A 20,521-nucleotide genomic window follows, 5' to 3' on the forward strand; every position below is an offset into this window, starting at 1 on the left:
CGCATCGAACATTTCGGTTAGCGCGCGCGGTAGGTGATGCGGCCTTTGCTCAAATCGTAAGGGGTCAACTGAACAGTGACAGTGTCTCCGGTGAGAATGCGGATATAGTGTTTACGCATCTTGCCGGAGATATGGGCTGTAACGACATGGCCGTTTTCCAGCTCAACGCGGAACATGGTGTTGGGGAGGGTCTCAATGACCGTGCCGTCCATCTCAATAAAATCTTCTTTTGCCATTCGGTTTCCTGGTTACCCTGAGTTGCTGGCGGCGGATTATAGCACATTGCCAGCCGAAATAAGCGGGCAATTATGAGTGAAAATCAGTATAAGGCAAGTGATTTGTTCATATTTTTACTTGTCTACTCATGCAATATACGGTGCTTCTTTCACTTTATTTACGCTTCGAAACCCTGACCCACTCATCATCAATGAACACCTCGTGGGGAAGGTATTGACTCTTGTATGACATTTTCCGGCAATCCGGTACCCAATAGCCGAGATAAAGCCAGGGGAGTCGGCGTCTTTTACACTCCTGTATCTGCCAAAGCAGGCAGAAAACGCCCGGGCTGTGCCGTTCAAGCTCCGGATCAAAAAAGGTATAGACGGCAGATAGACCGTTCTGAAGTATATCGGTGACCGCGACGGCGATCAGTTTTGTGTCCTGGTAGAATGCGAAGCTGCTGCTGAGAGCCCAATTACTGGATATGAACTGCTGATAACCCTCCTCGGTTGTGGCCGCCATCTCGCCATCGGGGTGGCGGGACCGCATGTAGCGTTGAAACAGCTCGAAATGGGCGGGGTCAAATTCAGCCGGTTGTTCGGTTACCTGGTAAGCCGTCTGCTGTCTGTTCCAGATGCGCCGTTGAAAGCGGCGCGGTCTGAACTCCTCCACCGGTATGCGTAGCGGAATACACTGTTTACAGTCACGACAATCCGGGCGATAGATCATGTCTCCACTGCGTCGGAATCCCTGGTCGATCAGCGCTTCGTAGAGCGGCATCGATTTAGCCCGGTACGGGTCGACAAACAGACTCCTTGCCTGTCTTTCGTCGAGGTAGGCGCAGTCATGTTCCGGTGTCTGGTAGAGCTGTACCATTCTTGAACGTCTGGTTTCACGATTCATCTATACCCTCGGTCCAACTCCCGATAAATCCTGGTTGATTGCAGAAGCGCTGCAGAAGATCGCAGAAGTGTCTGCGCTCAATCTCCTCGGCTCCCAGAGAAATCAGATGTGAGGTGTAGACCTGGCAATCAATCAGCCCGAACTCTTTGTCAGCCAGGCTATGGGCCAAATGTACCAGGGCAATTTTAGACGCATCGCGTTCCAGACTGAACATCGATTCACCAAAGAACACCCGGCCGATGGCGATTCCATAGAGCCCGCCGACCAACCGGTTATTTTCCCTGATCTCCGCAGAGTGGGCGAATCCCAGTTGGTGAAGTTGGATATATGCCTGTTTCATTTCCTCGGTAATCCAGGTCTCCTCCCGGCCGGGTTGCGGCATGGCACAGGCGTTGATCACCTCGCTAAATGCAGTGTCAAAGGTGAACTGGTAGTTGCGGTTGCGTAAGGTTTTCGCCAGACTCCGGGAGATCTTGATGCTCTCCGGAAAGAGCACTGTTCTGGGATCAGGCGCCCACCAGAGTATCGGTTGTTCAGATGAATACCAGGGGAAGATGCCGTGCCGGTAGGCATTCAGCAGGCGGGTGGGTGAAAGGTCACCGCCCACCGCCAGAAGGCCGTCCGGTTCCTGTTCTGCATTTTCTACCGGTGGAAAGTGCTCTTCCGGATTGTCTGGATCAAGCAATGAAATCATAATTACCAGCGCTTGCCTTTTTGATGAATCTCTGCGATATGAACATTATAGGTATCTTGAAATAAATTCCATGCCCGAAAATATTCTGAATCTACATGTTGGAAAGTTGCTCCAGTTACAGCGAATCTCGCCGGAGTTTCATGATCGCTACACCGTCACGTTAATCGGTTCGCTGCCGGGTAAGGGGGTGATTGTAACCACGCCCACGATCCACGATAAAATACAGTTTATAAAAGAGGGTGTGCGCTTTGCGGTGCGTCTATTGCACGGCAGCAAGGTGCTGGGGTTTGTTACGACCGTAACCCACTCGGCCAGCAAGCCATATCCCCATCTTCATATGAGCTATCCGTCAGAGATAGAGAGTCTCGCCGTACGGAATGCGGAAAGGGTCAACACCAATCTGCCCGCGCTGGTCAGAAATACCAGGCACGCGGACGACGACAATGCGTGGCAACCGGTGTTGGTGAAGGATCTCAGCATGACGGGCGCAAGGTTGGAGAGTCTTGATCCACTGGGTCGCAAGGGCGAACGGCTGGTCATGAAACTGGATATAGATGTGTGTGGAGAGAGTGAGCAGATAATGGTGCTGACAGAGATCTGCAATCGTTCAGTCGTCAGCGACAAGCAGGATCAGGAAGATGCGAGATACTGTTGCGGTATCTCGTTTCTAAAGGTCAACCGGCTTCAGGAAGTGTTGCTCAATAATTGTGTACTGCAACTGAAAAATGGCGAAAACTGAATAGCGGACACCGGACGGATGCGTTTGCCCGGTGCCCGGCATCTGCTTATTTTGCTGATTCTTTTGCATCCAGGTAACGTTCGGCATCCAGTGCCGCCATGCAACCGCTGCCGGCTGAGGTAACTGCCTGACGATAGACGTGATCCGCCACATCCCCGGCAGCGAACACGCCCTCAATACTGGTTTGCGTGGCATTTCCCTCCAGTCCACCGGTGACGGAGAGGTAGCCGTGCTGCATCTCAAGCTGCCCCTTGAACAGATCGGTATTGGGTTTATGCCCGATGGCGATGAAGATACCCATCAAATCGATCTCTTTGGTACTGCCATCCTTGACGTTCTTGATTCGCATGCCGGTGACCCCACTCTGGTCCCCCAGAACCTCATCCAGCACGTGGTCCCACTCGATGGTGACATTGCCATTTTCCGCCTTTTGGATTAGCTGATCGGACAGGATCTTTTCGGAACGGAATTTATCCCGGCGATGGACCACGACCACCTCGGACGCGATATTGGAGAGATAGAGCGCCTCTTCAACGGCGGTATTGCCCCCGCCGATCACGGCTACTTTTTGGTTTCGGTAAAAGAAACCGTCACAGGTGGCACAGGCTGAGATGCCGCGTCCCTTGAAATTCTCTTCCGATTCCAGTCCCAGATACTGGGCCGATGCGCCGGTGGCGATAATCAGGGCATCGCAGGTGTAGCTGGCCTGATCGCCGGTCAGCCGGAATGGGCGCTGCGTCAGTTCCGCCGTATGGATATGGTCAAAGATCACTTCGGTATCAAACCGCTCGGCGTGTTTCAGCATACGGTCCATCAGTTCCGGGCCCTGCACGCCGGCGAAATCACCCGGCCAGTTGTCCACATCGGTAGTGGTGGTCAGTTGACCGCCCTGTTCCATGCCGGTGATCAGCACGGGTTGCAGGTTGGCTCTGGCGGCGTAGACGGCGGCGGTATAGCCCGCGGGTCCCGATCCGAGGATCAGAAGACGGCAATGCTTGGTATCACTCATGTATAATTACTCCTGCGAATGTCCATGCAGACTGAACCACATCCAGACAGGGGGGTGGATCAGGCAATAAAGATATATATAACCATGGGGTTTCCGTAACAGTGACAGATAACGCCCGTTACCTTTTGGCTCTCAAGCCCAAGGGCAAGATGGGTGACGATGGTACGTAAAGCGTGATGGAGGGTAAAGACTCTTTTTATCGATTCGGCGAAGATTCCTCCAGGCAAAGTATGCTGGGCTTTATCCCGTCAACAGCTATCAAATTAGACTAAATAGCCACTCTAACTATATAATTTAAAATCCATTTTTTACTTTGGTGAATACCTTGGCACAAGCCAGTCAAACAGAACAGTTGCAGAATGACCGGGGAAGCGTTGCCGGACAGCGGCTTAGAGAGGGGGCGCTGGTACTGCTGGTGGCTATTTCGGCTTACCTGATGCTTTCGCTGGTGACTTATGCTCCCAATGATCCCGGGTGGTCCTATGCCGGCGCGCGCGAGGCTGCGGAAAATGCGGGCGGACTGGTTGGCGCCTGGCTGGCCGATGTGCTGCTGAATCTGTTTGGGCTGTGGGGATATCTGTTCCCGCTGATGATCGGCTGGAGCGGCTGGCTTATTCTCAAGGAACGGAATCCGGACAACAGCCTGAATATCCCCATGGTCTCCCTGCGCTGGGTCGGTTTCCTGCTGACCCTTACCGCCGGCAGCAGTCTGGCGGCACTGCATCTATCCCACATCGCCACCTTTTTACCGGGTGGTTCAGGCGGCATGCTGGGGGCGTTCTTCCAGCAACAACTGGTCAGTGTATTCAGCTTTGCCGGGGGCAGCCTGCTGCTACTTGCCCTGATGCTGTCCGGATTTACCCTGTTTACCGGGATCTCCTGGTTCCGGGTGATGGATGGCGTGGGCGCTCTGGTACTGCGTTTTTTGCGTTATCTGGGATCATTCCAGGGCCGATTTGCGGAGGCGCGTAAGGCTCGGGAGGTGAAGAAACGCCGCAGCGAAACCTTCAAGGCCGAGAAGAAGCGGATCGAGAAACGAGTCCCCCCCAAGATCGAGCCGGTTATTCGGGAGGTCAAGACCAGCGAGCGGGTTGAGAAGGAGAAGCAGGTTCAGCTGTTCGATACGGTGGAGGAGGGTGGTTTGCCGCCCCTGGGGTTGCTGGATGAGGCGAGAAAGAGCGGTCTTGGTTACTCCAAAGAGGCTCTCGCCGCCATGTCACAGCTGGTCGAATTGAAACTGAAGGATTTTGGTATTGAAGTGGAGGTGGTGGCGGTTCACCCGGGGCCGGTCATCACCCTGTTTGAGCTCCAGTTGGCGCCGGGTACCAAGGCCAGCAAGATCACCAATCTGTCCAAGGATCTGGCGCGTGCGCTCTCCACCATCAGCGTCCGTGTGGTCGAGGTGATCCCCGGCAAGAGCGTCATTGGTCTGGAGATTCCCAATGAACATCGGGAGATGGTCTTTCTGAGCGAGGTCTTGAAGTCGGAGGCCTATGACTCGGCCAAATCCCGCCTGACCCTCGCCCTGGGCAAGGATATTGCGGGCAACCCCGCCGTGGCGGATCTGGGCAAGATGCCTCATGCCCTGATTGCCGGTACCACCGGTTCCGGTAAATCGGTGGCGATCAACGCCATGATCCTGAGTCTACTGTACAAGGCCTCGCCCAAAGAGGTCCGGCTGATTATGGTGGACCCCAAAATGCTGGAACTGTCGGTCTACGAGGGCATCCCCCATCTGCTGACGCCGGTGGTCACCGACATGAAGGAGGCGGCCAATGCCCTGCGCTGGTGTGTGGGTGAAATGGAACGACGCTATCGACTGATGGCGGCATTGGGTGTGCGAAATATCGCCGGCTATAACAAGAAGGTGAGTGACGCGGAAAAGCGCGGCGAGCCGATCAAGGACCCGTTGTTCCAGCCGGACCCGCTGTTCGAGGCCCAGGAAGTGCCGAACCTGGAGCGTCTGCCTTATATCGTGGTGATCATCGATGAGCTGGCGGATATGATGATGGTGGTGGGCAAGAAAGTAGAGGAATTGATTGCCCGTTTGGCTCAAAAGGCGCGTGCTTCGGGTATTCACCTGCTGCTGGCCACCCAGCGGCCTTCCGTGGATGTGATTACCGGATTGATCAAGGCCAATATTCCCACCCGCATCGCCTTCCAGGTCTCATCCAGGATCGATTCCAGAACCATTCTCGACCAGATGGGGGCGGAGCATCTGCTGGGTCATGGCGATATGCTCTATTTGCAACCCGGCGGCAGCTTTACCCAGCGTCTGCACGGCGCCTTCGTGGATGATAATGAAGTGCACCGGGTGGTTAATCATCTGAAAAAGAGCGGCAAACCTGACTATATCGAGGAGATACTCAGGGAACCAACCGAGATGATTCCGGGTCTCTCTGGTGAAGCAGGGGATACGGAGGACAGCGATCCCCTGTACGATGAGGCGGTGCAGATTGTTACCGAATCGCGACGTGCCTCCATTTCAGGGGTGCAGCGCCGCTTGAAAATCGGTTACAACCGGGCTGCCAGATTGATTGAAGAGATGGAGCGGACCGGTATCGTCTCTCCCGCCCAGTCCAACGGTAACCGTGAAGTGCTGGCACCTCCACCCCCAGAGATGTGATGTGATTAAATATTCGAAGACCCATAAATGGCTTTTGCTGCTGTTATTGTTGATTGTGGCCCCTGTTTCGGCCAGTTCGTCTTTGCAGCAGATGGAGCGGTTTCTCACCGATATGCAGAGTCTGCAGGCCCATTTCGAACAGTCGGTACTGGATCCCCAGCAGCGTCAGGCGGCACGCTCCCAGGGGGTTTTCTCCATGCAGCGTCCGGGCCGTTTTCGCTGGGACTATTCAGAGCCTGACAAGCAGCAGATTATCGCCGATGGTCGCCAGATCTGGCTGCTGGATCCTGAACTGGAGCAGGTGAGCGTACAGACCCAGGAGGGCGCGTTGCAGGGAACCCCGGCCATGTTCCTGATTGGCGGTGATCCGGTGGAGAAGCATTTTGAAGTAGTCGATATCGGTGACAGCCAAGGGTTTGCCTGGGTGGAACTGATCCCGCGTGACAAGGAGAGTCAGTTTATACGTGTGCTGCTCGCCTTCCATGATAACCTGCTGCAGCGGATGGAGATGACCGACACCTTTGGTCAGATTACGCGCTTTCAATTTTACGATATCCAGCAGAATCCCACTTTCAAGCCCGGTTTTTTTGTCTTCACCCGACCGGATTACTACGACCTTTATCAACGTTAAGCGCAGGCAATTGGGTGTCGGACAACGATCTGTTTTCACAAGATGCCCCTGAGTTGATGCGTCCGCTCGCCGACCGGATGCGCCCGCGCACCCTGGATCAGTTTCTTGGCCAGGCGCATATCGTCGGGGAGGGTAAGCCACTGCGCATGGCGATTGAATCCGACCGGTTGCACTCGCTCATTTTCTGGGGGCCTCCGGGAACTGGAAAAACCACCCTGGCAACCCTGATCGCCCGCCATTCCGGCGCCCAGTTTCTCAGTCTCTCCGCTGTACTTTCCGGAGTAAAGGATATTCGCGCCGCCGTGGACAAGGCGCGTGAGGCGCAAAGACTGAACGGGCAAAAAACCGTACTCTTTATTGACGAGGTGCACCGCTTCAACAAGGCCCAGCAGGATGCCTTTCTGCCCCATGTGGAGGATGGCACGGTGCTGTTTATCGGCGCCACGACAGAGAATCCATCCTTTGAACTGAACAATGCGTTGCTCTCCAGGGCGCGCACTTATGTGCTGAAAAGTCTGGGTCCGGAGGATCTGGAGAAGATCATCGATCAGGCCTTGGGCGATTCGGTGCATGGACTCGGCGAACGTGGCTTGCAGCTTGAGCCGGAATTGCGGCGTTTAATTGCGGAAGCCGCCGATGGCGATGCCCGGCGCGCCCTCAATCTGCTGGAAATCTCTGCCGATCTGTCAAGCGGTGCAGAGATCAACCGTTCCGCTGTAGAGGAGGTGGTGGGTGGTAATCTCCGGCGCTTCGATAAAGGAGGCGACGCCTTCTATGACCAGATATCCGCACTGCACAAGTCGGTGCGGGGTTCTGCGCCGGATGCCTCGCTCTACTGGTTTGCCCGCATGATCGATGGCGGCTGCGATCCCCTCTACATCGCCCGGCGGGTGGTGCGCATGGCTTCGGAGGACATCGGCAATGCCGATCCACGCGCCCTTACTATCGCCCTGAATGCCTGGGAGACCCAGGAGCGCCTGGGCAGTCCGGAAGGGGAACTGGCAATCGCCCAGGCGGTGCTCTATCTGGCCTGTGCTCCGAAGAGCAATGCGGTCTATACCGCTTACAAGGCGGTGATGCAGGATATACGGGAATCGGGAACCCACGAGATTCCGATCCACCTTAGAAATGCGCCCACCCGGCTAATGAAGGAGTTGGGCTACGGGCGTGCATATCGTTATGCCCACGATGAGCCGGATGCCTATGCCGCCGGAGAGAACTACTTCCCTGAATCCCTGCAGCCCAGACGTTACTACTTTCCGGTAGAGCGGGGGCTGGAGATAAAAATCGCCGAGAAACTAGACCGGTTGCGTACCCTGGACAGCAAGGCCCGAGGTGAGAAACCGGGCGGCTGAATGGTTTAATCGCGCCGTCCTGTGTTCCGGGCATCTAACAGTGTGTAAAATACCTCTTTTTGAGTGCCGGCAGGGCGTGAACATTGTTCCAGGTATTGACCATTGCAGCGGGGGGAGCTATCGGCGCACTGATGCGTTTCTGGGTCTCCAACGGTATCTATGGGGTGTTCGGTAGAGGGTTTCCCTATGGCACCCTGACGGTCAATGTCCTGGGTTCTCTGGTGATGGGATTCCTCTATATCCTGTTTCTGGAACGGATGAGCGTCAGCCCTGAAATCAGGGGTGCCTTGCTGGTAGGGTTTCTGGGTGCGTTTACCACGTTCTCTACTTTTTCCATTGAGACAATCAATCTCATCGAGCAGGCGGATTTCGTCAAGGCCGGCCTCAATATGTTTCTATCGGTGAGTGCCTGCGTACTTGCCTGCTGGGCTGGCGTGATTCTTGGGAGACAGTTATGAACAGCAGAACGGTAACCATGGTTCGTATCTATCTGACCGAAGGAAGACACCAGTATCAGCAGCTGCTGGAGTTACTGCACGACCGGGAACAGGTGGCCGGCGTGACGGCGTTTCGTGGAATTGCCGGGTTTGGCCAGTCGGGCACCATGCATTCATCATCGCTACTCGACATGTCTCTGGATTTGCCCATTATTCTGGAATTTTTCGATACCCCTGAAAAAGTGTCCCAGGTACTGAAACATCTGAATTCCCTCATCAAGCCGGGCCATATCGTCAGCTGGTCGGCAACAGTCAACAGTGGTGAATAAAACATGCTAGACCCCCGTATACTCAGAACTGAATTAGAAACAACCGCCGACCAGTTGAAACGGCGTGGTGTTGTGCTGGATGTTGAGCAGTTCCAGTCCCTGGAGGAGTCCAGAAAAAGATTGCAGGTGGCCGCTCAGGAACTTCAGAACCAGCGCAACAGTCGCTCCAAACAGATCGGCCAGGCGAAAGCTGCCGGAGAGGATATCCAGCCGCTACTGGCGGAGGTTGCCGACCTTGGAGAAAAACTCAAGAACGCGCAGGATGAGCTGAATAACGTCCAGGAGCAGCTGAGCGAGATCGCCCTGGGGTTGCCGAATATCCCCCATAGCTCGGTTCCCGATGGCAAAGACGAGGCGGACAACCGGGAGGAGCGTCGCTGGGGCGAGCCAAAAAAGTTAGATTTCGAGCCCAGGGACCATGTGGATCTGGGCAGTGCCCTGGGCTGGCTGGATTTCGAAACAGCGGCAAAAATTACCGGTTCGCGTTTTGTCACCATGCAGGGACCGCTCGCCCGCATGCATCGGGCTCTGGCCCAGTTCATGCTGGATACCCACACCAGTGAACACGGCTACACGGAAGCCTACGTCCCGTTCATGGTGAATGCTGACAGTCTCCAGGGAACCGGGCAACTGCCGAAGTTTGAGGAGGATCTGTTCAAGCTCTCTGGAGAGTTACCCTATTATCTGATTCCGACAGCCGAAGTTCCGGTCACCAATCTGGTACGCGGAGAGATCATCGAGGATGGGGATATGCCGCGCAAATGGGTATCCCAGACGCCTTGCTTCCGCAGCGAGGCGGGCTCTTATGGTCGTGATACCCGGGGCATGATCAGGCAGCACCAATTTGAAAAGGTGGAAATGGTCCAGATCGTTCGACCCACGGAGTCCTATGCGGTGCTCGAGGAGTTGACAGGGCATGCGGAAAAAATTCTACAGATGCTGGAGTTGCCTTACCGGGTGGTGACACTCTGCACGGGTGACATCGGCTTCTCCGCCGCCAAGACCTACGATATCGAGGTGTGGTTGCCGGCTCAAAACACCTACCGGGAGATCTCATCCTGTTCCAATTTCGAGGACTTCCAGGCACGTCGCCTGCAGGCGCGCTGGCGTAACCCGGAAACCGGGAAACCCGAACTGGTGCATACCCTGAATGGGTCGGGACTGGCGGTTGGACGTACCCTGGTTGCGGTGATGGAAAACTACCAACAAGCGGATGGCAGCATCGTGGTTCCAGAAGTGTTGAGGCCCTACATGGGCGGTATTGAACGGTTGACTTGAGCTGACTCCAGCAATAAAAAACGCGGCCTTTGTGCCGCGTTTTTTATTGCTGTGAAAAGCGTGGTGCCCGTGTTCAGACCAGCATGATCAGCAGTAGCACGAAGCCCACCACCGCAAGCAGTGGAATTACTGCCGCCATCCAGTCACCCTGCTCGGCCTTGGGGCCGTTTTGCATCCACTGCTTGGCTCTCGGATAGAGGAAGAACAGCATCATCCCCATGGTAGCGGCGAGCGCGATCTGTAACCAGATATTATCCATCGACTCCTCCAAACAAAACCCCGGCATCAGCCGGGGTCTGAACGGGTTTTATCCAGTTGAACCGGTTAGTCATCCCCACCAAACACGCCCAGAATCTGCAGCAGAGAGATGAAGATGTTGAAAATGGCCATGTACAGGCTGTAGGTGGCAAAGATGTAATTGGTCTCGCCGCCATTCATCATCTGGCTGGTCTGGAACAGGATGTAGGCACTCATCAGCAACATCACGCCAGCCGAGATGGCCAGTGACAGGAAGGGCAGCTGGAGGAAGATGTTGGCGATAATGGCCACGATCATAACCAGCATACCGGCAAACACAAACCCGCCCATGAAGCTGAAATCACGCTTGCTGGTCAGGGCATAACCTGAGAGACCCAGGAAAATCACACCGGTTCCGCCCAGGGCGGTGGCAATGGTCTGTGGCCCGTGCGGCAGTTGCAGATAGAGCGTGAGAATGGCGCCCAGTCCAAAACCGAGCATACCGGTGATCAGGAAGATCACCCCGATACCGGAGGAAGAGTTGGCGGTACGGGGCAGTACAAACATACCCAACAGCATGGCGCCAATCACGGAAATCAGATAGGCCATGGGGGGCATGGCAAGGAACATGGAAACCATCGCCATAATGGCGCTGAAGAACAGCGTGGCCGATAGCAGCATGTAGGTGTTCTTAATGACTTTATTTACCGCAAGTGCACTTTGTGCCGGTTGTGCGATAGTCTGGTTAAATCGATTCATGTTGCATTTTCTCCAATAAATCCGATGGTTATGCAGGTTTTATAGAACGGTTGATCTGTCTAGTATGACTATAGAATAGCCTGTTGGTTCATAGTCTTTGAAATGATCATAGCATACTGGATTGAGGCGAATGTTCAATAAATCAAGGCCTGAAAATAGTGCGTGCAAGTACTGGCGGAACCCTTCCGGATCGGGTATTCTTCGCAACTCAAAATTCTGGAGAGATGGCAGAGCGGTTGAATGCACTGGTCTTGAAAACCAGCGAGGGTTTGTAGCCCTCCCAGGGTTCGAATCCCTGTCTCTCCGCCAATTCAAAGCATAATTACTATGCAAATCAGATAGTTAGGCAAGGATGCCGTCTATCGGTCCCCCAGTCAGTCCCCCTTTCTGTTTCAATTCGATGGTGTAGCCGGGTAGTTCATAAGACCTGATACCGGGTTAATTGGTCCATTCATTCGACAGATCCACCAGCAGATCGGCAGCCCCACACCACCCGGCGCCACACCTCCGGGCAACCGGTAGCCGCGCATCCTTGCATATCGAATCCAGGCATAGGGGGGTACCCCGGGGGTGGGGGCCGGGATGCCGGGTTGTTCTGTGTCGTGGGGGGATCAACTCAGCTCCCGAGAATAAAATTTTGAAAATATTATCCACCGGGCCTGTGGAAGGGTTGACGATTGCCTTTTATTGGGTAAATCTGCATGCTGAATATAATTCGTGTTTGAGGGTTATTTCTGGCTACACATGCCAATGAGGAGGCGCATGAAATTTTTGGCTTTTTTAATTATATGGTCACTGACCTCAAATTTATTTGCATCTAGCTTGCAGAAAAATGACGTAGGTTACCTCTTGAGTAAATCACTATGGGGATCAGTCGATTGGTCTGAATTTAAAAATAGTAGGATTGTGAAAAGCCTACCGAATAATGAAGCACCCGAAATATCAAAAGATGGAAAAACTAAATGGCTGAAACGTAAAGACGTGAATATCAATGGTATTCATGGGCATGATCAAGTCGTTGTGACCGATACTGAGAATGGACCGCAGTATAGTTATGGCGCTACGTTCGAAGTGGACTTTGGGTTAGATACACAATGTCCCAAGTTTCTGAAAAAACTAAGAGCGATATACGGTAATCCTGCTGGTGAATTAAGTTTGAGCAGAAATCAGAAAGTATCCATTAGCAAGGACACGAATAGTACTATTGAAATCAACCATATAGCTGAGGAGACTGGATGGAAAATAGGCAACACATATATCGTTCTAGCCTGTATCGGTCTTAGTGCCGATGATGAAAAACACTCAGGATACATCACTCTCAATTTTGAAGACGAAAGTATCGCCCGAAAAGTTCATCCGCTGACATGGATTGAGTGTGAAACTAAATCAAAGGTAAAAATAGCTGGGAGAACTGAAGAAGGCGAGGAACAAAGATATGTTTTTGGTTTGAATGATACCCATAAGACGCTTCACAGAGTATCAAAAAGTAAAATCGGAAATACGAATGTCTATAACGATGAACACATAGAAGTAGATATAATGAGTGACAATAGCAATATATCTATTTCTATCAATCGAATTCTTGGAACTATGAGTATGATAGCTCGGCCAAAAACATTGAAAAGTTCATATGTCGAGTACAAAGGGACATGTGAAAAAATTGATGCGGTTAGAAAACGGTTTTAAGCATATTCTCAATTCGTAAATAGTAGGTGCGACAGCAACAAACTAAATCACCCGGACCGCTTCCGTCTAGCCGCCTCCGCAACCCGCCGCCTACCGGCCTCCGTCTTTGGTCCCGTCGAAAGGCCCCCGTGCATCCGGCAGCGTCCATTCCTCGGCTGGTTCCGCTCCCGATCCCAGACCGGGGGAGCCTTGCAGCGGCCACCGGCCCGAGTCTTGGCTCCACAGGCTGGGCGTTGTGCTTTTGGGGTGCCCCGGGTGGCCTTACGATTTGCTTGCCCCCGGGCCTGTCTGTCAGCCAGTCGGGCCTCCACCCATTGATCAACTTCAGCCGGGCTCATGTGTTCGATCTGGGCCTTGTCGGCCTTGGTCAACCGGCTGCCGATGAGGGTAGCCAGGACACCGCTCTTACGTGCCATCGGTTAAAACCTCCCCGTCATAGGTTCGCCCCTTGGACCTCTCCACCCGATACCGTGCCTCCTGTATCAGTGGCCCAAGGTCTATGGATAGGCCCACTTCAACCTTGGCACGGCTGCCATACCGATCCCGGTTCCACACCTCAAGCAGATGTTTACGAGTGTTCACCCGGAGTGCATCGCGCTGGATGTCGTTGGGGATGCCGTTGGGTTGATCCGTCCCGTCAGATATATCCATGATCTGATCTTCGATCAGTTCCGCACCCAGCGCCTGGGCATCCCGGTACAGGGTGAGCCGTTCGGCATCGTCGTGTATCCATTGGCGAAGGGCGCCGGGGTCGAGGGTTCGATCCCGACAGAAGGCGGTCAGGCTTTTGCCGTTGCGCAGATACCCCAGCAGCTCGGCCAGATCGTCCCGGTTAAATTTGGGCCTTGGGGCCAGCCATGCGGGAAGGTCAGGCGGCAGGTTGACCGGTGGCAGGGGTGCCTTTGCCGTTGCCGGGGTGCAGGGTGTTGGGTTGTTAGCAAACGGGGTGCCTGGTTGCTGAGTAGTGGTCGGGTTGCCGGGTTGCCCTGGTTGCCATGGTTGCTGGGTAGATGATGATTCCACGGGTGTTCCTCCAATTCGTTAATTGAAACATGTGTGCGGGGTATGGGGTTTTAACTGCTCCCCATACCCCGGCTTCCGATCATCCGCCTGCCGCTCGTCTGGCTTCTGCCAGATTTGCCAGCGTACCGATAAGCCAAGGATCGTGCCCCAAGGTGGTCTGCTTGAGTGCGTCCTGCAGCCACGGCAACCGAACGGCCAACCTATCCACTTCGGACTGTGCGGCTTCGACAATTGAATCCAGACGATCACCATAGACCTTTTCGAGTTGCGCAACCGATTGCGCCCGGCTGAGTTCATAGGCTTCCGCATCCACTGGCTCTGAAACATGCTTATTCCAGACGTTCGCAAACTCGGCCCCAAGGTCAGCCGGGATACCTTCAGCGGCAAACGCAGCCATCACAGACTGCTGTTCGGTCAGGTCCATTGCTTCGGACCCGGGAGCGGGAGGGGGGAATTTATAATCCATCCCGCGGACTTCTTGACCATAAAGATCCGTGTGGGTTGTGTGCAGGTCGAACTCGGGTTGTTCGGTAGCCTCGCCCGGTTCACCTTCCCCGGTGGCATCCTCCGGCAACCAGCCGTCAATCTCTGCCCACTCCTGAAGCTGGGCAAGCTGATCCGCGGTGAAGGCATCGGAACCGATCTCTATGGTTGAACCTTCGCCGGGTTCGACCCTGTTAACAAGACCGTCGCTATCGGTGTAAATTTCTTCAGACATTGGTCATGTCCTCCATGTAAGATTGCGCGGTGTTCATTTTTTCAGCGAGCGAGGGGCGGCGCTCCAATTCCCACTGACTAAATGGCCCATCCAACACGACACCATGACGCCACAGGGTTTCCATCATCGCGTTGAACGTGTCGCGGGGTCCGGTCAGTGTGGCAGCCGCATCAAGCTGCCCTGGATAGCCCTGGCGGATCTCCTCGGATAGCGCCTGAAGCTCGCGCATATCCTCGGCAAGTGCGGCAACTTTCTTCTCGATCCTGGTGGAAAGTTTTACCCGCTCGCTTGCCTTGGTTGTGGCAGCCTGTCGCGCCTTCTCCCTTTGGTTCTGGGCTTCCTGGGCCTCTGCATCGGCCAGACGATGACGGGCTGCTGTCAGGCTGCCCTGGGTGTCTGCTACGGCCTGTTTTGCATCGGTAGCGGCTTTCCGAGCCTTGGTCAAGGTTGCCTGATCAATGCTGTCCTCTGCATGGGCCAGTAGGGCGGCATTCAGTTCTGCTTCAGCCTGGGCGGCATTGTCGGTTGCGGTTGCAACTTTCGATTCAAGGTTGGTGACAGTTGCCCGTGCCTGTTCGGTGGTGGGCTGTTTCGATTTGAGCATGTCGGTAAATTTCATTACGTTCTCCTGATTTGCAGAGTTCCGCTCTGCGCGGTTTTTGGTTAAACCCCATTGGGGTTGTTGATCACATTTAGAATTCGACTTTGGTTCACCTATAGGGGGTGGGGTGGTAAAACTGAAAACTGGTAAAACTCAGTAACGGCGCAGTTTTACCACCTTTACCAGTTTTCTTAGTTTCCCCAGTATTTAGTTTTACCGGGGGACCCCCCCTCCCTCTAAATCGTCGAATTCAGCTTGTAGATGTGCGCGTTTTTGTTGGCCGCATCTACAGAAAGATTCCAAAACTCGAAATTATTAATATCTGCTCCGGTGTACTCATTGAGGATTCGGACAATGGTTCGCCTACTCAATGCGCTCCGCGTGGTAGCGGTTTTAACCAATTCAGTTTTAAGGACGGTTCCCTCGCTGATTGCGATCCGAATCGCGTCGATTCCGTCTAAGTCCGTTTCATACTTCTTGAATCGTTCGGCTCTTGTCTTTTCTCGATCGGATAGCTGTTTGATCGAATCCAACCGATCCAGATAACTGGCTTCGCTGGAGGCGTCATACTGATAAACCGCCTCAAGATCGACAGCCCCCCGTGCTTTGAAGTTTTCAAACTTGACGGTACGTATCCCGGTTGCGGTGTCATCGGTCACAATGTCGAGGGTGTAGGCACAATCGGCATCGTCCACAGAATCGGACGTGCCCGAATAGATCACCTTCCCATCTTCCGCCCGGTGCTTATTAACGTGGGCCAGCATGACCGCGGTCCCACCGTGCAAAACAAACTGGCGGATCACTTCGCCAAATTCGCTTGCACGATCTTTCTTCATCAGATCCGTGAACTTTTTGAGTGTGTCGAGGATCAGAACCCTTCCACGTGATTCACCGCTCGCAATCATCTGGTTGAGCACGTCCACGAGGATTGACGCTTTAAACCCGGCATAGCCTGGGGCCAGCATTTTGAAACCGTGCTTCTCTGCCAGTCTCAGCTTATGGGCAAGTCCTTTGTGGGAATCGTCGGCATTCACATAAAAGACATTTGAACCCTTCATCCGCTGATCATTGATTGCTTCGATCAGTAGCCAGAGGGATAAAAGAGTTTTGCCGGAATTGGGCTTGGCGAAGATAACAGTTGACTGTCCAAGTATCGCAATGCGACCCAAGACAAAAACATCCTCCAGCATCCGCGCTTCCATCTCTGCCGATTGGCCGTTAAGGGCGAACTGGTCAAGGTTGGCCGGTAGGGCGCTGGTCGATAGTTGCGGGAGCGTCACACCAGCAAACAGGGTTGCCGGATCTGGTGCGGGTCGGCTCCATCCTGCATCCTTGGCAAATTTGAAAAGTGTACCCAAGGTTATCCCATTGTCCGCCTTGAAGCTGCGCCACTGGGTCAACAGATCCCGCTGTCCTCGATATTTTGATTCAGACTTGGCGGACCACTCGTCCCAAAGGTTGAAGGCTGTTTCCGCATCGCCAGAGCACACCCCGGCCCAATGTAAAGCCATGCCAACGGAAACCCATTCAGCACGATCAACATCAGGTGATATATGTTCGAGGGCATCCCGGATTGTCTGCCAGTCTGCATGATCTGAACCGGCAGCCGTTGATGCAGGTCGCTGCTCCTGTTCGATCAGTCGGCGCCAGAATGCCAGCAGAGGACCGGGGATCTCCGGCAGCCGGGTCCAATGTCCCCGGCCTCCCCACTGATAACAGCGATCTGATTCAAGGTACCGGCTCGGCGGCAATACGTCCTGACAGGTTAACCCATTCGAGGTGCCACACCTCAGATCCAGATAGTTGAACTTCAATCCGTTGGGATCAGTATCAATCAGCTTCTTTGAGGGCAACACAAGGCCGGGAGGCATCCTGTAAAGCAACTTCCCATGTCCTGGGTTGCCTGACTCGATAGTCACGGCGTCCGGGGCGTCATAAAGCTGATCAAGGTCGATACCGTGGGCGCTGAGTTCCTGCTTTGCCCGATCCCATTGGTCAACATCCAGCGCCATCGTGCCAGAGTAGGCGTGAGCCAGGCCGAAGCCGTGTCCGTGGGAGAGTTGCGCCGGATCAGTGATAGCATTTTCTGGTCTGTTCCAACCTTTGGTTGTTGGTCCCTTGGTATTTGGAGGGATGGGTACGAGCCTCCACCCATGACGGATATAGCTATCACAGGATGCAGGGTGCGAAGCGATTTGGTGTTCATTGACCGGAACCAACCAGTCGGGTAGAGTTTTACTTGTCATTTTTGAAGTACCTCATAGCGCCTCGGTTTGTTCAGGAAACCGGGGCGTTATTTCTTGTGCTGATGGTCAACCGTTCGAGCTGGATAAGGAAAGATCGAGTCGTAGCGTTTGGTGCTAACCGGTCGAGCCTTGCGCCGTTGATCAATGCGAGCATTTCGCCGTTATCGACTATCGGTTTCCGCTCGCTGGAAAGGTCGCCCAAAAAACAGTAAATGGTTTGCCAGGCAGGGTGCTTAGCGTGTATCCATTCACGCCCTGCCAAGCGCAACCATTCGACTAAAAGCACCCGCGCTTCGGTGCGGATCGGGTGGGCTTCGCGTATTGCCGAATAACTACCTCGAAGATTGGTTTTCAGGTGGGTGAGCATCGCGTTTGCCCGATACCACCGGGTCAGATACTGCCGGGCAGTCTGGCGACAATAAGGAGTGTCAGAACCAGCAGCATCATTAACTCCGCGTGGGGTCTGGGTAATTGCATTGGCGTTGTCCTCGTTCATGATGCAGCACCCCCGTTTATGATTGCCTCGGCTGTCCGTTTCCGCTCGATGTGGATCTGATCGACCAGTTCACGGACCTGCCCATCGGTGGCGCCGGCTGCGCGAAGGGCTAGAACCCTGTCGATTTCATCCGAATACCACGCAACGGTTTTTGAACCGTGTAGTTTGAATGAATGAGGGAATAGGCCGTCCTTCTGAAGTTGCCAGAGGACAGTATTTGAGATGGGTACATCTCGCTTGAAGATGATCTTTCTCACGACTCACCCCCATTAGCGACACTGTGCGCCCATGCGTCCACGTCGCGCCGTTGCCATGCGACACGGCGAAAGGGGAGCTTGCATCTTTTGGGGAAATCGCCTCGATGTTCCAACCGTCGAATGGTTGAGTAAGAGACGGATAGGTTATGTTCCGCGTCCAGGTAATGCTGTAACCCTGGTTCACTTACAATCAAATCGGCAGCCATTGTTGCCTCCGTTACGTCCGGGGCTGTAATGGGCAACAATGAAAAAAGGCACCCATCCTAGCCCTGTTAAAAGGGTTGATGGCGTGCCTTTGGAGTGGCTGACCTTCCGGTGAAAAGACCCGGCTACTCAGCGGGGTATCTCTTCGATGATCCGAGTCTGCACCACTCGTTCAGTACGCTGAATTTGAGTAGCTATGGTCTGAAGTTACAAGACATAGCTAGAACGGTCAAATAACAATATCTATGTTATACAATGTGTTACATAAGGTTTCGCGTTATCCTGCCTCCTTCCCGCGAATGTTGATCACCTCACCAGACTTTGCCGGGGTGTTTATAAACCGGCACCAGTCAGCCATCATCCGGGTGCGTTTGGTCAGCAGATCGCCGCGCCGGTATGCCTTCTCGACTGCATTGCCGATAGTGTGCGCAAGGGCCATCTCGGCCACCTCGTTCGGGTAGTTGGTGGACTCTGCGCACCAGTCTCTAAACGTGGACCGGAATCCGTGTACGGTGGCATCCGGTGCTATCGCCTTCAGAGGTTTAGCAAGGACCACATCGGACAGCATCTTGCCCCGTGCGCTGGGGAATATAAAATCATTCTCTTCGGAGCGGGGCAGGGACTTCAGCAGCTTCACTGCATCGTCACAAAGCGGGATGGTGTGTTCCCTGCCTGCCTTCATCCTCTCGGCTGGGATCGTCCAGGTCTTGGCATCCAGGTCTATTTCACCCCATAAGGCGCCGCGCACCTCGCCCGACCGGGTAGCGGTCAGAATCAGGAACTCCAGCGCCCGGGCTGCCGACTCTTCCCGGTTGCGGAGTACCTGCACGAACTCGCCTATTTTTTCCCATTCAATAGCTTTGTGGTGTTTGACCTTCTTCAGCTTCGTGGGCTTGGGTAGCACGGCATCAAGGTTGCCTTTCCAGCGGGCGGGGTTGTCACCCTCACGAAAGCCGGAGACGGTAGCCCAGGCTAAAACTAACTCGATACGGCCACGTACACGGGTGGCGGTCTCGGTCTTGGTCTGCCAGATCGGTTTCAGGATCTTGACGATATGGGGCAACGCCACGGCATCCACTGACAGATTGCCAATCATCGGGCTGGCGTAGTCGCGTAGCGTGTTGGCCCACTGCTGTTTGTGCTTGGGGTTGCTGAACTCGGCTGTTTTGCTGGCCAGGTATTCGCGGGTACACTCATCGAATGTGATTCCCTTTCGTTTCTCTGCCAACTGCGCCGCCTTGTCAGCCTGTCGCTGTTCGATGGGGTCAATACCGGCCTTGGCCTGTTTGCGGTATCTGCTGGCGGTTTCCCGGGCTTCAGCAAGCCCCACATCGGGCAGGCTACCTAAGCCCATTTCCCGGCGCGTCCCGGCAATGGTGTACCGAAGCACCCATTTCTTTGCGCCCCCCGGAGAGACGACTAGACGAAGCCCGGCGCCGTCCTCATACTTACCCGGTCCTGCTGTCTCGACTTTGCGTGGTGATAGCTTGTGAATGGCCATGATGTTGATCCTTGTTCTATTGGTGGTCCCCCGAATGGTCCCCCAATTAACTAGGATTATAGCGAATGATACCGAATTGTCCAGAACGAATGATGTTTATAAGTGACTGAATATGAACGATGAATAGAACGATAGCGAACGGTGCGGAATGTAATATTGGGGGCCTGTCTCTCCGCCAAATAAAAAGCCCCGCCTCGTGCGGGGCTTTTTATTTGGTGAAGTGCACAGGATTTGGTGAGAACCCTCGGTTCGACAGATCGGCAGGAGCCGATCTGGACGTTGCCATAGGCAACGCCCGCAGGGTGAGCGCCAGGNATGGCGCGAATCAATCCCCGCCAGCTATCCGCAGACACTATATCGGTACGATATCCGCCTCGTGCGGGGCTTTTTATTGGCTCTGTCCCAATTATGTGTTGGTCTTGTTTTGGCTTAGCTTGGCGATTCGCCCGGTAGGAGCGGCGCCTCGCCGCGAATTCGGCCCGGGGCGGGCCTCCTACAGGTCAAACCCCTCTCCGGCGATCAAACGTAGCGGCAGGAGTGGCTTCAGCTGAGAATTATCGCGGATAAACCTGC

23 protein-coding genes and 1 tRNA gene are annotated in these 20,521 nt (G+C 54.2%); 9 read left to right on the forward strand and 15 right to left on the reverse strand.

The features are described 5' to 3' along the window. Positions 1 to 17 precede the first annotated feature (17 nt). From infA to aat, 3 genes are all read right to left on the reverse strand, one after another. On the reverse strand, positions 18 to 236 hold the full coding sequence (gene infA, locus A3GO_RS0116575) for a translation initiation factor IF-1 (protein ID WP_029134356.1): 219 nt from the start codon (positions 234 to 236) through the stop codon (positions 18 to 20). A gap of 154 nt (positions 237 to 390) precedes the next feature. Beyond that, complete coding sequence (locus tag A3GO_RS0116580) at positions 391 to 1,122, reverse strand: arginyltransferase (protein WP_029134357.1); 732 nt, start codon at positions 1,120 to 1,122, stop codon at positions 391 to 393. Then, positions 1,112 to 1,816, reverse strand: a complete 705-nt coding sequence (gene aat / locus A3GO_RS0116585; RefSeq protein ID WP_029134358.1) for a leucyl/phenylalanyl-tRNA--protein transferase — start codon at positions 1,814 to 1,816, stop codon at positions 1,112 to 1,114. The genes A3GO_RS0116580 and aat overlap by 11 nt, the downstream gene beginning before the upstream one ends. 70 nt (positions 1,817 to 1,886) lie before the next feature. On the opposite strand from aat, the gene A3GO_RS0116590 reads away from it, so the two are divergent. Continuing rightward, complete coding sequence (locus A3GO_RS0116590) at positions 1,887 to 2,555, forward strand: flagellar brake protein (protein WP_029134359.1); 669 nt, start codon at positions 1,887 to 1,889, stop codon at positions 2,553 to 2,555. A 46-nt stretch (positions 2,556 to 2,601) separates the two neighbouring features. Here A3GO_RS0116590 and trxB read toward each other — a convergent pair whose 3' ends face one another. Next, positions 2,602 to 3,564 (reverse strand): thioredoxin-disulfide reductase, encoded by a 963-nt coding sequence (gene trxB, locus A3GO_RS0116595; RefSeq protein ID WP_029134360.1) that lies wholly within the window; start codon positions 3,562 to 3,564, stop codon positions 2,602 to 2,604. A gap of 325 nt (positions 3,565 to 3,889) precedes the next feature. Here trxB and A3GO_RS0116600 point away from each other — a divergent pair, with 325 nt between their 5' ends. From A3GO_RS0116600 to serS, 6 genes are all read left to right on the forward strand, one after another. Continuing rightward, positions 3,890 to 6,190 carry a DNA translocase FtsK gene (locus A3GO_RS0116600; protein ID WP_029134361.1) on the forward strand — a complete coding sequence of 767 codons (2,301 nt, stop codon included), beginning with the start codon at positions 3,890 to 3,892 and terminating at the stop codon, positions 6,188 to 6,190. Position 6,191: 1 nt separating this feature from the next. After that, positions 6,192 to 6,821: an outer membrane lipoprotein periplasmic chaperone LolA gene (gene lolA, locus A3GO_RS0116605; RefSeq protein WP_051302483.1), complete on the forward strand. Its 630-nt coding sequence runs from the start codon at positions 6,192 to 6,194 to the stop codon at positions 6,819 to 6,821. A 56-nt stretch (positions 6,822 to 6,877) separates the two neighbouring features. Beyond that, positions 6,878 to 8,176 (forward strand): replication-associated recombination protein A, encoded by a 1,299-nt coding sequence (locus A3GO_RS0116610; RefSeq protein WP_051302489.1) that lies wholly within the window; start codon positions 6,878 to 6,880, stop codon positions 8,174 to 8,176. Between the two features lie 83 nt (positions 8,177 to 8,259). Further along, positions 8,260 to 8,634 carry a fluoride efflux transporter CrcB gene (crcB, locus tag A3GO_RS0116615; RefSeq protein ID WP_029134364.1) on the forward strand — a complete coding sequence of 125 codons (375 nt, stop codon included), beginning with the start codon at positions 8,260 to 8,262 and terminating at the stop codon, positions 8,632 to 8,634. Continuing rightward, positions 8,631 to 8,942, forward strand: coding sequence for a DUF190 domain-containing protein (locus A3GO_RS0116620; RefSeq protein WP_029134365.1), 312 nt, complete (start codon positions 8,631 to 8,633; stop codon positions 8,940 to 8,942). The genes crcB and A3GO_RS0116620 overlap by 4 nt, the downstream gene beginning before the upstream one ends. A gap of 3 nt (positions 8,943 to 8,945) precedes the next feature. Beyond that, a complete protein-coding gene (gene serS / locus A3GO_RS0116625; protein WP_029134366.1) occupies positions 8,946 to 10,220 on the forward strand; it encodes a serine--tRNA ligase in 1,275 nt (424 codons plus the stop codon). A gap of 73 nt (positions 10,221 to 10,293) precedes the next feature. Here the strand turns inward: serS and A3GO_RS0116630 are convergent, their stop codons facing one another. Further along, positions 10,294 to 10,479, reverse strand: coding sequence for a hypothetical protein (locus A3GO_RS0116630; RefSeq protein ID WP_029134367.1), 186 nt, complete (start codon positions 10,477 to 10,479; stop codon positions 10,294 to 10,296). 65 nt (positions 10,480 to 10,544) lie between these two features. Further along, a complete protein-coding gene (locus A3GO_RS0116635) occupies positions 10,545 to 11,216 on the reverse strand; it encodes a Bax inhibitor-1/YccA family protein (RefSeq protein ID WP_029134368.1) in 672 nt (223 codons plus the stop codon). A 218-nt stretch (positions 11,217 to 11,434) separates the two neighbouring features. Here A3GO_RS0116635 and A3GO_RS0116640 point away from each other — a divergent pair. Both A3GO_RS0116640 and A3GO_RS0116645 read left to right on the forward strand, forming a co-directional pair. Beyond that, positions 11,435 to 11,525: transfer RNA gene (locus A3GO_RS0116640), tRNA-Ser, on the forward strand. Between the two features lie 453 nt (positions 11,526 to 11,978). Next, on the forward strand, positions 11,979 to 12,902 hold the full coding sequence (locus A3GO_RS0116645) for a hypothetical protein (RefSeq protein ID WP_029134369.1): 924 nt from the start codon (positions 11,979 to 11,981) through the stop codon (positions 12,900 to 12,902). 47 nt (positions 12,903 to 12,949) lie between these two features. Here A3GO_RS0116645 and A3GO_RS24215 read toward each other — a convergent pair whose 3' ends face one another. The 9 genes from A3GO_RS24215 to A3GO_RS0116685 all read right to left on the reverse strand — a co-directional run bounded on the left by A3GO_RS24215 (position 12,950) and on the right by A3GO_RS0116685 (position 19,948). Next, the gene (locus A3GO_RS24215) at positions 12,950 to 13,318 is read right to left on the reverse strand and encodes an HGGxSTG domain-containing protein (RefSeq protein WP_037375698.1); all 369 of its coding nucleotides are present in this window, start codon (positions 13,316 to 13,318) and stop codon (positions 12,950 to 12,952) included. Further along, positions 13,308 to 13,925: a terminase small subunit-like protein gene (locus A3GO_RS0116655; RefSeq protein ID WP_029134370.1), complete on the reverse strand. Its 618-nt coding sequence runs from the start codon at positions 13,923 to 13,925 to the stop codon at positions 13,308 to 13,310. Before A3GO_RS0116655 ends, A3GO_RS24215 begins: the two co-directional genes overlap by 11 nt. A 79-nt stretch (positions 13,926 to 14,004) precedes the next feature. Continuing rightward, a complete protein-coding gene (locus A3GO_RS0116660; RefSeq protein ID WP_029134371.1) occupies positions 14,005 to 14,643 on the reverse strand; it encodes a hypothetical protein in 639 nt (212 codons plus the stop codon). Next, positions 14,636 to 15,262, reverse strand: a complete 627-nt coding sequence (locus A3GO_RS0116665; RefSeq protein WP_029134372.1) for a hypothetical protein — start codon at positions 15,260 to 15,262, stop codon at positions 14,636 to 14,638. Before A3GO_RS0116665 ends, A3GO_RS0116660 begins: the two co-directional genes overlap by 8 nt. A gap of 218 nt (positions 15,263 to 15,480) precedes the next feature. Next, positions 15,481 to 17,490 carry a PriCT-2 domain-containing protein gene (locus tag A3GO_RS0116670; protein ID WP_084610177.1) on the reverse strand — a complete coding sequence of 670 codons (2,010 nt, stop codon included), beginning with the start codon at positions 17,488 to 17,490 and terminating at the stop codon, positions 15,481 to 15,483. 31 nt (positions 17,491 to 17,521) lie between these two features. Next, entirely contained in the window at positions 17,522 to 17,986 is a 465-nt protein-coding gene (locus tag A3GO_RS0116675) for a hypothetical protein (RefSeq protein ID WP_029134374.1), read from the reverse strand. After that, a complete protein-coding gene (locus A3GO_RS24220) occupies positions 17,983 to 18,243 on the reverse strand; it encodes a helix-turn-helix transcriptional regulator (protein WP_037375700.1) in 261 nt (86 codons plus the stop codon). Before A3GO_RS24220 ends, A3GO_RS0116675 begins: the two co-directional genes overlap by 4 nt. Then, on the reverse strand, positions 18,240 to 18,449 hold the full coding sequence (locus A3GO_RS26730) for a helix-turn-helix transcriptional regulator (RefSeq protein WP_084610179.1): 210 nt from the start codon (positions 18,447 to 18,449) through the stop codon (positions 18,240 to 18,242). Before A3GO_RS26730 ends, A3GO_RS24220 begins: the two co-directional genes overlap by 4 nt. 275 nt (positions 18,450 to 18,724) lie before the next feature. After that, a complete protein-coding gene (locus A3GO_RS0116685; RefSeq protein ID WP_029134375.1) occupies positions 18,725 to 19,948 on the reverse strand; it encodes a tyrosine-type recombinase/integrase in 1,224 nt (407 codons plus the stop codon). Positions 19,949 to 20,521 lie beyond the last annotated feature (573 nt).

It is taken from the genome of Sedimenticola selenatireducens DSM 17993 (genome assembly GCF_000428045.1).
GTDB classification, from domain to species: domain Bacteria; phylum Pseudomonadota; class Gammaproteobacteria; order Chromatiales; family Chromatiaceae; genus Sedimenticola; species Sedimenticola selenatireducens.

What these genes read in the sequence shown, in the direction of transcription:
- infA (WP_029134356.1), bottom strand. Translation starts at nt 236, where the DNA reads ATGGCAAAAGAAGATTTTATTGAGATGGACGGCACGGTCATTGAGACC.
- A3GO_RS0116580 (WP_029134357.1), bottom strand. Translation starts at nt 1,122, where the DNA reads ATGAATCGTGAAACCAGACGTTCAAGAATGGTACAGCTCTACCAGACA.
- aat (WP_029134358.1), bottom strand. Translation starts at nt 1,816, where the DNA reads ATGATTTCATTGCTTGATCCAGACAATCCGGAAGAGCACTTTCCACCG.
- A3GO_RS0116590 (WP_029134359.1), top strand. Translation starts at nt 1,887, where the DNA reads ATGCCCGAAAATATTCTGAATCTACATGTTGGAAAGTTGCTCCAGTTA.
- trxB (WP_029134360.1), bottom strand. Translation starts at nt 3,564, where the DNA reads ATGAGTGATACCAAGCATTGCCGTCTTCTGATCCTCGGATCGGGACCC.
- A3GO_RS0116610 (WP_051302489.1), top strand. Translation starts at nt 6,878, where the DNA reads ATGCGTCCGCTCGCCGACCGGATGCGCCCGCGCACCCTGGATCAGTTT.
- A3GO_RS0116620 (WP_029134365.1), top strand. Translation starts at nt 8,631, where the DNA reads ATGAACAGCAGAACGGTAACCATGGTTCGTATCTATCTGACCGAAGGA.
- serS (WP_029134366.1), top strand. Translation starts at nt 8,946, where the DNA reads ATGCTAGACCCCCGTATACTCAGAACTGAATTAGAAACAACCGCCGAC.
- A3GO_RS0116630 (WP_029134367.1), bottom strand. Translation starts at nt 10,479, where the DNA reads ATGGATAATATCTGGTTACAGATCGCGCTCGCCGCTACCATGGGGATG.
- A3GO_RS0116635 (WP_029134368.1), bottom strand. Translation starts at nt 11,216, where the DNA reads ATGAATCGATTTAACCAGACTATCGCACAACCGGCACAAAGTGCACTT.
- A3GO_RS0116645 (WP_029134369.1), top strand. Translation starts at nt 11,979, where the DNA reads ATGAAATTTTTGGCTTTTTTAATTATATGGTCACTGACCTCAAATTTA.
- A3GO_RS24215 (WP_037375698.1), bottom strand. Translation starts at nt 13,318, where the DNA reads ATGGCACGTAAGAGCGGTGTCCTGGCTACCCTCATCGGCAGCCGGTTG.
- A3GO_RS0116660 (WP_029134371.1), bottom strand. Translation starts at nt 14,643, where the DNA reads ATGTCTGAAGAAATTTACACCGATAGCGACGGTCTTGTTAACAGGGTC.
- A3GO_RS0116665 (WP_029134372.1), bottom strand. Translation starts at nt 15,262, where the DNA reads ATGAAATTTACCGACATGCTCAAATCGAAACAGCCCACCACCGAACAG.
- A3GO_RS0116670 (WP_084610177.1), bottom strand. Translation starts at nt 17,490, where the DNA reads ATGACAAGTAAAACTCTACCCGACTGGTTGGTTCCGGTCAATGAACAC.
- A3GO_RS0116675 (WP_029134374.1), bottom strand. Translation starts at nt 17,986, where the DNA reads ATGAACGAGGACAACGCCAATGCAATTACCCAGACCCCACGCGGAGTT.
- A3GO_RS26730 (WP_084610179.1), bottom strand. Translation starts at nt 18,449, where the DNA reads ATGGCTGCCGATTTGATTGTAAGTGAACCAGGGTTACAGCATTACCTG.
- A3GO_RS0116685 (WP_029134375.1), bottom strand. Translation starts at nt 19,948, where the DNA reads ATGGCCATTCACAAGCTATCACCACGCAAAGTCGAGACAGCAGGACCG.